Below are 7,340 nucleotides of genomic sequence, written 5' to 3'. Positions count from 1 at the left end.
CGGCCGGGCACCGCGCCGGGCAGGCCCGGTGCCCGGGACCGGGGCCGAGAGCGGGACGCCGCGCCGTGCGGTGCGCCGCCGGGCAGAGCGACACCGGTCGGCGCGACGGCCGCGGCGCCGGTCGGCGACGGGCCGGTGGCCGGGCCGGAGTGGGAGCCCGGCCAGGAGCCCGGCCAGGAGCCCGGTCAGGAACCCGGTCAGGAGCAGGGGCTGGCGCTGGCGGTGGTCGCCCCGCGCGACGGCCTCGGGGCGTACGCACCGGACCCCCTGCTCAGCGAGCAGTTGCTCGCGGCCCGCATCCCGCATCTGTACGCGGGGGTCGTCGAGGGCACCGGCGTGGTGGGCCCGCTGGTGCTGCCGGGCGGCACGCCCTGTGCGGGCTGCGCCGCGGCGGGTCGGGCGGAGCGGGAGCCGGCGTGGCCGCGGATGCTGGCCCAGTGGCGGTCGGGCCGCCGCCGCTGGGCGCCGGCCTGCGACACGGCGCTGGCCGCGGTGGTGGCGGGGCTGGCCGCCGCGCACGTCCTCGGCTTCCTGGCCGGGCAGCTTCCTGCCAGCGCCGGAGCCCGGCTGGAGCTTGCCCTCCCCGCCCTGACCTGGCACGCAGAGCGCGTCCAGCCCCATCCGGAGTGCCCGTGCGGCGCTGCCGGAGCGGCGAAGGGGATATACCTCTCGGCGGAGGAGGCGTCACACGACACAATGGCCGGGTGACCGGCGTCCGCTGGATGGGCGACGGAGGTCCGGGGGGCCGTCCCCCGGGATGCTCATCTGTGGTTGGAGGAGCGCATGTCCGATCTTCCGCGCAAGGCGATCACCCGCACGGCCAAACTGGCCGCCCTGCCGCTGGGGTTCGCCGGGCGTGCCACGTGGGGGCTGGGGAAGCGGATCGGGGGCCGGCCGGCGGAGATGATCGCCAAGGAGCTCCAGCAGCGCACCGCCGAACAGATGTTCAAGGTGCTCGGCGAGCTCAAGGGCGGAGCGATGAAGCTCGGGCAGGCGCTGTCGGTCTTCGAGGCGGCCCTGCCGGAGGAGATCGCCAAGCCCTACCGGGCGGCCCTGACCAAGCTCCAGGAGGCCGCGCCCCCCATGCCGGTCCGCACCATCCACGCGGCGCTGGCGGAGCGGATCGGGCCGGACTGGCGGGAGCTGTTCACGGAGTTCGAGGAGAAGCCGGCCGCGGCCGCCTCGATAGGGCAGGTGCACCGGGCCGTGTGGCACGACGGCCGCCAGGTGGCGGTCAAGGTGCAGTATCCGGGCGCGGGTCAGGCGCTGCTGTCCGACCTGAACCAGCTGAGCCGGTTCGCCCGGGTGCTCGGTCCGCTGGTGCCCGGCCTGGAGCTGAAGCCGCTCATCGCCGAGCTGCGCAAACGGGTCGCGGAAGAGCTGGACTACAACCTGGAGGCCGAGTCCCAGCGGGCGTACGCGGCGGAGTTCGCGGACGACCCCGACATCGTGGTGCCGGAGGTGGTGCACCAGGGCCACCAGGTGCTGATCACCGAGTGGATGGAGGGGACGCCGCTGTCGGAGGTGATCGACCGCGGCACGCCGGAGGAGCGGGACCGGGCCGGGCAGCTCCTGGCGCGGTTCCTGTTCTCGGGCCCCTCCCGCACCGGCCTGCTGCACGCGGACCCGCACCCGGGCAACTTCCGGCTGCTGACCGGCCACGCGCCGGACGGTCCGCCGGAGGAGTGGAAGCTGGGCGTGCTGGACTTCGGTTCGGTCGACCGGCTGCCGGACGGGCTGCCGCCCACCATCGGCGTCGTGCTGCGGATGGCGCTGGACGGCGACGCCGAGGGCGTCTACACGCTGATGCGCGAGGAGGGGTTCGTCAAGCCGACGATCGAGCTGGACCCGGACGCGCTGCTGGACTTCCTGCTGCCCATGCTGGAGCCCGCCGAGGCGGAGGAGTTCTCCTTCGACCGGGCGTGGATCCGCAACCAGGCGGCGCGGCTGGCCGACCGCGGCTCTCCGGTCTACGAGCTGGGCAACCAGCTCAATCTGCCGCCGTCCTACCTGCTCATCCACCGGGTGACCCTGAGCACGATCGGCGTGCTGTGCCAGTTGGGCGCGACGGTCGCGCTGCGGGCCGAGTTCGAGGAGCTGCTGCCGGGGTTCGCGGCGGAGTACGAGGAGCTGGAGGAGTACGAGGAGCTGGAGGAAGGCGAATACGAGGAATACGACGACGAAGCGGACTACGAGGAGGACGGGGAGGGCGAGGAGCCCGGCGAGCCGGGGGCGGCGAAGGGCGCGGCCCGGGTGCGGGCCGCGCGGGACGCGGAGACCGCTTCCTGACACCTCTCAGCACCGGCCCGTGCCGCGGGGACGGCAGGCGCGGTGCCGCGCCGGGTCACCACAAGGACGAGTCGAGACGGCTTTCGATAGCCTGGATGTTGGCGCGGGCACAGGTGTCGCAGATGTAGCGGCGGACGCCGTTCTCGACGGAGCAGGTCCAGGTCGGCGGCGTGTCGGCGGCGGACTCGCCGCAGCGGGCGCAGGCGACGGGCTCGGTCTCCAACCGGCCTGGTTCAGGCGTCGTTCGGTCCATTCACAGACGATATCCCCGCCGGTCCCCGCCACCCGCCCAAACGCGCTGCTCCCACTCTTCAGGACTAGACCCGCCGGGTCGGCTTACTGCTCCGGTTGCCGGGTGGTGACGATGGCGGCCAGGACGCCGTTGACGTAGTCCTCGACGGCGGTCTTGTCGATGCCGAGGCCGGCCAGGACACCCGTGCCGTCCTCGCTCTCCAGCAGCGCGAGCAGGATGTGCTCGGTCCCGATGTAGTTGTGACCCAGCCTCAGGGCCTCGCGGAAGGTGAGTTCCAGGGCCTTCTGGGCCTTCGGGTCGTAGGGGATGAGGTCGGGCAGCTGCTGGGACCGGGGAGGCAGGGCCTCGGTCGCGGCCTGCCGGACGGCGTCCAGCGACACGTCCTGCGCGATGATGGCCTGCGCCGCGAGTCCGTCGGGCTCGGTCAACAGTCCGAGGATCAGGTGTTCGGGACGGATCTTGCCGTTGCCCGCGGCGTGGGCCTCGTTCTGGGCGGCCATCGCGACGTTCTTCGCCCGCACGGTGAACCGGCCGAACCCCTGGCTCGGGTCGAGGGCGGCGGGAGTGCCCGACTCCTTGGCGACGAACCGCTTCTGGGCCGCCTGCCGGGTCACGCCCATGCTCTTGCCGATCTCCGTCCAGGAGGCGCCCGAGCGCCGGGCCTGGTCCACGAAATGGCCGATCAGGTGGTCGGCCAGCTCCCCGAGGTGGTCGGCGGCCACCACCGCGTCGGCGAGCTGGTCGAGGACGTCGGGGTGGACCTTCTTGATAGCGTCGATGAGGTCGTCGAGCCGGACCGGATACGTCATGCGTGTGGGATCAACCATACGTCAACCATAGGTTGACGCCCATCGGGCGTCAACCCCGGGTTGACGATGGGTGGGTGGTCTGGGCCCGGGCCGTCCGGTTCCGGCACGGCGAGGGGCCGGCCCTTGCGGACCGGCCCCGGACGGTGATGACAGGTGCGGACGGCTGCCGTGGTCAGTGGATGACCGCGACGGCCAGTGCGCGGCGGGCGCGGAGCGTGGCACGCTCGGCCCGGCGCTGCAACCGGCGGGCGGCGGCGAGACGGACGGCCGGCCGGTGGGCCTCCGCCTCTCGGAGTCGCTCGTGCACATGGGCACGAGCCAAGGCTTCTGGGATGAGTTGCATCTGACGGTTCCTGTTCTGACGCGGCGCTCTGGCGCCGGAGGTGTCACGTGCGGGGAGATCGGAGGCCGGCGGGGTCGCCGACAGGATCTGCATCATGGGGTCGCGCGTCAGCGGACGGTCGACCGTGCCGACGGTGTTCATGCCACGACCGTGTTCTTGCGAGGGCGGCCGCGCGGCCGCTTGCGGGCCACCACGACACCCTGGACGAACAGTTCGCCGCCCCAGACGCCCCAGGGCTCGCGGCGGTCCACGGCCCCGGCGAGGCACGCCTCGCGCAGCGGGCAGGTCTGGCAGAGCGACTTGGCGTACTCGACGTCCTCCGGCGACTCGGCGAAGAAGACCTCCGGGTCGTAAGCGCGGCAGGGGACGGCGGTGCCCAGGGTCTCGATGGCCTCGTCGAGGTCGGACAGGGCGGTGTGCGCGGGCAAGGAGTTCTCCGAGGGGTCGGGCGGGATCAGGTCGGTTCCGGACGGGCTGGGTGCCTTGAATCGCACGGTTCTCAGTTCCTCGTCTCGTCGGCCCGGCTGGTGGCCGGGGTGAAAAAATTCAAAGGGCCGCGGATCCCGGTGTGGGTTCCGCGGCCCTGGAAGGTGCCGACCTGATCAGGGATCAGGCTGGATAACTCCAGGGTTCGAGCCCGCGGAGGGCCCACGTCCGAGGGTGCTGCATCCGGGATCCGGCGCTGTTGGCCGCGAAGGCATAGGCGTGTGCCTGTGCCGCCGCTACCGCAAGCGCCTGGAACGGTCGCCGCCCGAAGCGCTCTTCACGCACGCCGGGAACACCGGCACCGGGCATGCCGAGGCCCGGCGTCTCGACGCGCGGCAGACGGGTGGCGGCGACCGAGCGATCGGTCACTTTGCCGATGTTGAGAATGCTGATCACTGTCCCCGCCTCCTTTCGGCGCCTCGGAGGACTGGCCGAAGCCAGTCCACGTCTGATCGGTAGAACGTCTGCCCAGTAGAACACGGATTCGCCGGGTCCCGGAAGGGTGGCCCACGAAGCCGTCTTCGACCGTGCTTCGGAAGGCTATGTGTACGCGCTCGACGCGCGCAAACTATTTTTCCGGCGAGTCTTCGGCGGCCTCCTCCGGCGTCTCGGCGGCGGCCGACGGCGGCTCCTCACCCGCGCACAGCGCCAGCACATCGGCGCCGAACCGGGCCAGTTTCCGGCCTCCCACACCAGGGACGACGGCCAGCTCGGCAGCGGTTCCCGGCACGGCCTCGGCGATGGCCAGCAGGGTCTTGTCGGTGAAGACGCAGAAGGCGGGCTGGCGCAGCAGCTCCGCCTGCCGGGACCGCCACGCGTGCAGCCGCTCGTGCAGGGCCTCGTCCAGATCCGACGGGCAGTCCTCACACCGGCTCAGCTTCATCTCCCCCGGGTCGGTGAGCGTCCTGCCGCACACCCTGCACCGCACCGGGACCCGGCGCCGCCGCACCGGCGCCCTGTCCTCCCCGCCGCCCGGCCCGCCCGACCCGCTCCCCGGGCCCGCCCCGGGCGCGCCGCGCTCGATCCCGGCCACCAGGCCGCCCGCCCCGGCGGCGCGCGGCGACGCGGCCGAGCCGGGCCGCAGCCCGTTCAGGAACCGGCTGGGGCGGCGCGTGGCACGGCTGCCGGGCGCGCGCGCCAGAGACCACGACAGGGTCAGGTGGCGGCGCGCCCGGGTGACCCCCACGTAGAGCAGACGGCGCTCCTCCTCGATCTGCTGCTCGGTCCTGGCGTGGGTGATGGGCATCGTGCCCTCGGCGAGGCCGACCAGGAAGACCGCGTCCCACTCCAGGCCCTTGGCCGCGTGCAGGGAGGCCAGGGTCACGCTGTCCACGGTCGGCGGGTGCTGGGCGCCCGCCCGCTCGTCCAGCTCCGCCAGGAAGTCGGCCAGCGTGGTGGCCTCCGCGCCCGCCGCCGCGCGGCTCTCGGTGAACAGCTCGGCCAGCCGCACCAGGGCGGACAGCGCGTCCCAGCGCTCGCGCACCGCGCCCGACCCGGCCGGGGGCTCCGGCGTCCACCCCTTGGCGCTGAGCACGGCGCGCACCTGGGCGGCCAGCCCCACGGCCTCGTCCAGCAAGGCGTCGTTGCCGCCGAAGCGGGCCGCGCCGCGCAGCGCGACAATCGCCTCGCGCACCTCGGGCCGCTCGAAGAACCGCTCGGTGCCCCGCATCTGGTAGGGCACTCCGGCGTCGGCGAGCGCCTGCTCGTACACCTCCGACTGGGCGTTGACCCGGAACAGTACGGCGGTCTCGCTCGCCGGGACCCCGGCGTCCAGCAGGGCGCGGATGCGGCGGGCGGTGCCCTCGGCCTCGGCGGGCTCGTCCCCGTACTCCGCGTAGACCGGGGCGGGGCCCTTGTCGAGCTGGGAGACCAGCTCCAGCCGGTGCTCGGCGGCCCGGCCACGGGCCTGCGCCAGCAGCCCGTTGGCCAGGTGCACCACCTGGGGAGTGGAGCGGTAGTCGCGGACGAGCCGGACCACGGTGGCGTGCGGATACCGGGCGCGGAAGGTCAGCAGGTGCTCGGGGGTGGCGCCGGTGAACGAATAAATGGTCTGGCTGGCGTCGCCGACCACGCACAGGCTCTCCCGGCCGCCCAGCCACAGGTCCAGCAGCCGCTGCTGAAGCGGGCTCACGTCCTGGTACTCGTCCACCACGAAGTGCTGGTACTGCCCGCGCACCTGGTCGGCGATGGCGGGCTGGTCCTCCAGCACGCCGACCGTCAGCAGCAGCACGTCCTCGAAGTCGATCACTCCCCGGTCACGCTTGAGCTGCTCGTACACGGCGTAGATCCGGCCGACCTCGGCGGGGTCGCGCGCGGCCTCCCGGCCGGCCCGGGCCAGGGCGGCCGGGTAGTCCTCCGGCACCGTCTGGGTGACCTTCGCCCACTCGATCTCGCCGGTCACCTCCCGCAGCTCCGTGCGGTCCAGCCGGAGCCGGCACCGGGAGGCGGCCTCCGACACCACCGGGTACTTGCTCTCCACCAGCCGGGGCACCTCGCCGCCGACGGCCCGGGGCCAGAAGTACTGCAACTGGCGCAGCGCGGCCGAGTGGAAGGTGCGCGCCTGCACCCCGCCCACGCCCAGCTGCCGCAGCCGCCCGCGCATCTCCCCCGCGGCGCGGTTGGTGAAGGTGACCGCCAGCACGCTGGCGGGCTGGAGGATGCCCGCCCGCACCCCGTACGCGATCCGGTGGGTGATCGCCCGTGTCTTGCCCGTGCCGGCCCCGGCCAGCACGCACACCGGCCCGTGCAGAGCCGTGGCCACCTCGCGCTGCTCGGGGTCGAGCCCGTCGAGCACCGCGTCGGCGTCAGCGGGCGGCGCCGCGGGCCCGGCCGGGGCCGGGGCCCGCGGCGGGAGGAGACTGGGGTTGCCCGCGCCGGAGGCGAGGGGACTGGTCACTGCTGCCACGTCCGCCATGCTGCCAGGTCGCCCCCGGCGCCCTCGGCCGCTGTCCACAGGCAGCCCCTTCCAGTCGTATTAATTCCCCGCTTCGGTTCCCCGCTTCGGTTCCCGCGTTGGTTCCCCGCTTCGGCTCCCCGCCGCATCCCCCGCGCCGCCTCCCGGGAAATCCCTGGCGGAATGATCCCGCGCCGCGAGGGGCCGGGGCCCCGGGGGGCGGGAGCCGGGCGTACGGCGCGGGCGCTCGGGCCCGGCGCGCGGGGA

The 7,340-nt window shown here is 73.7% G+C and carries 8 protein-coding genes; 2 read left to right on the top strand and 6 right to left on the bottom strand.

What is annotated here, in order from left to right:
* Together RKE29_RS10030 and RKE29_RS10025 are read left to right on the top strand one after the other, a co-directional pair.
* On the top strand, positions 1–708 hold a 708-nt coding region (locus RKE29_RS10030), incomplete at its 5' end, for a TOMM precursor leader peptide-binding protein (RefSeq protein WP_312004781.1).
* Between the two features lie 75 nt (positions 709–783).
* Positions 784–2,289: an AarF/ABC1/UbiB kinase family protein gene (locus RKE29_RS10025; RefSeq protein WP_312004780.1), complete on the top strand. Its 1,506-nt coding sequence runs from the start codon at positions 784–786 to the stop codon at positions 2,287–2,289.
* A gap of 55 nt (positions 2,290–2,344) precedes the next feature.
* Here the strand turns inward: RKE29_RS10025 and RKE29_RS10020 are convergent, their stop codons facing one another.
* The 6 genes from RKE29_RS10020 to RKE29_RS09995 form a co-directional block, all read right to left on the bottom strand.
* Positions 2,345–2,542, bottom strand: coding sequence for a hypothetical protein (locus RKE29_RS10020; protein ID WP_312004779.1), 198 nt, complete (start codon positions 2,540–2,542; stop codon positions 2,345–2,347).
* An 83-nt stretch (positions 2,543–2,625) separates the two neighbouring features.
* A complete protein-coding gene (locus tag RKE29_RS10015; RefSeq protein WP_312004778.1) occupies positions 2,626–3,369 on the bottom strand; it encodes a Clp protease N-terminal domain-containing protein in 744 nt (247 codons plus the stop codon).
* Between the two features lie 154 nt (positions 3,370–3,523).
* Positions 3,524–3,835: a hypothetical protein gene (locus tag RKE29_RS10010; protein ID WP_312004777.1), complete on the bottom strand. Its 312-nt coding sequence runs from the start codon at positions 3,833–3,835 to the stop codon at positions 3,524–3,526.
* A complete protein-coding gene (locus tag RKE29_RS10005; protein WP_312004776.1) occupies positions 3,832–4,188 on the bottom strand; it encodes a WhiB family transcriptional regulator in 357 nt (118 codons plus the stop codon). The genes RKE29_RS10010 and RKE29_RS10005 overlap by 4 nt, the downstream gene beginning before the upstream one ends.
* Positions 4,189–4,303: 115 nt before the next feature.
* Complete coding sequence (locus tag RKE29_RS10000; RefSeq protein WP_312004775.1) at positions 4,304–4,576, bottom strand: hypothetical protein; 273 nt, start codon at positions 4,574–4,576, stop codon at positions 4,304–4,306.
* A 172-nt stretch (positions 4,577–4,748) separates the two neighbouring features.
* Entirely contained in the window at positions 4,749–6,974 is a 2,226-nt protein-coding gene (locus RKE29_RS09995; RefSeq protein WP_312004784.1) for an ATP-dependent DNA helicase UvrD2, read from the bottom strand.
* Positions 6,975–7,340: the final 366 nt, after the last annotated feature.

The organism is Streptomyces sp. B1866, assembly GCF_031932565.1.
In the GTDB taxonomy this organism is placed as follows: Bacteria; Actinomycetota; Actinomycetes; order Streptomycetales; family Streptomycetaceae; genus Streptomyces.
The sequence above is the reverse complement of the archived record's forward strand: the minus strand, read 5'-3'. Positions and strand labels throughout refer to the sequence as shown.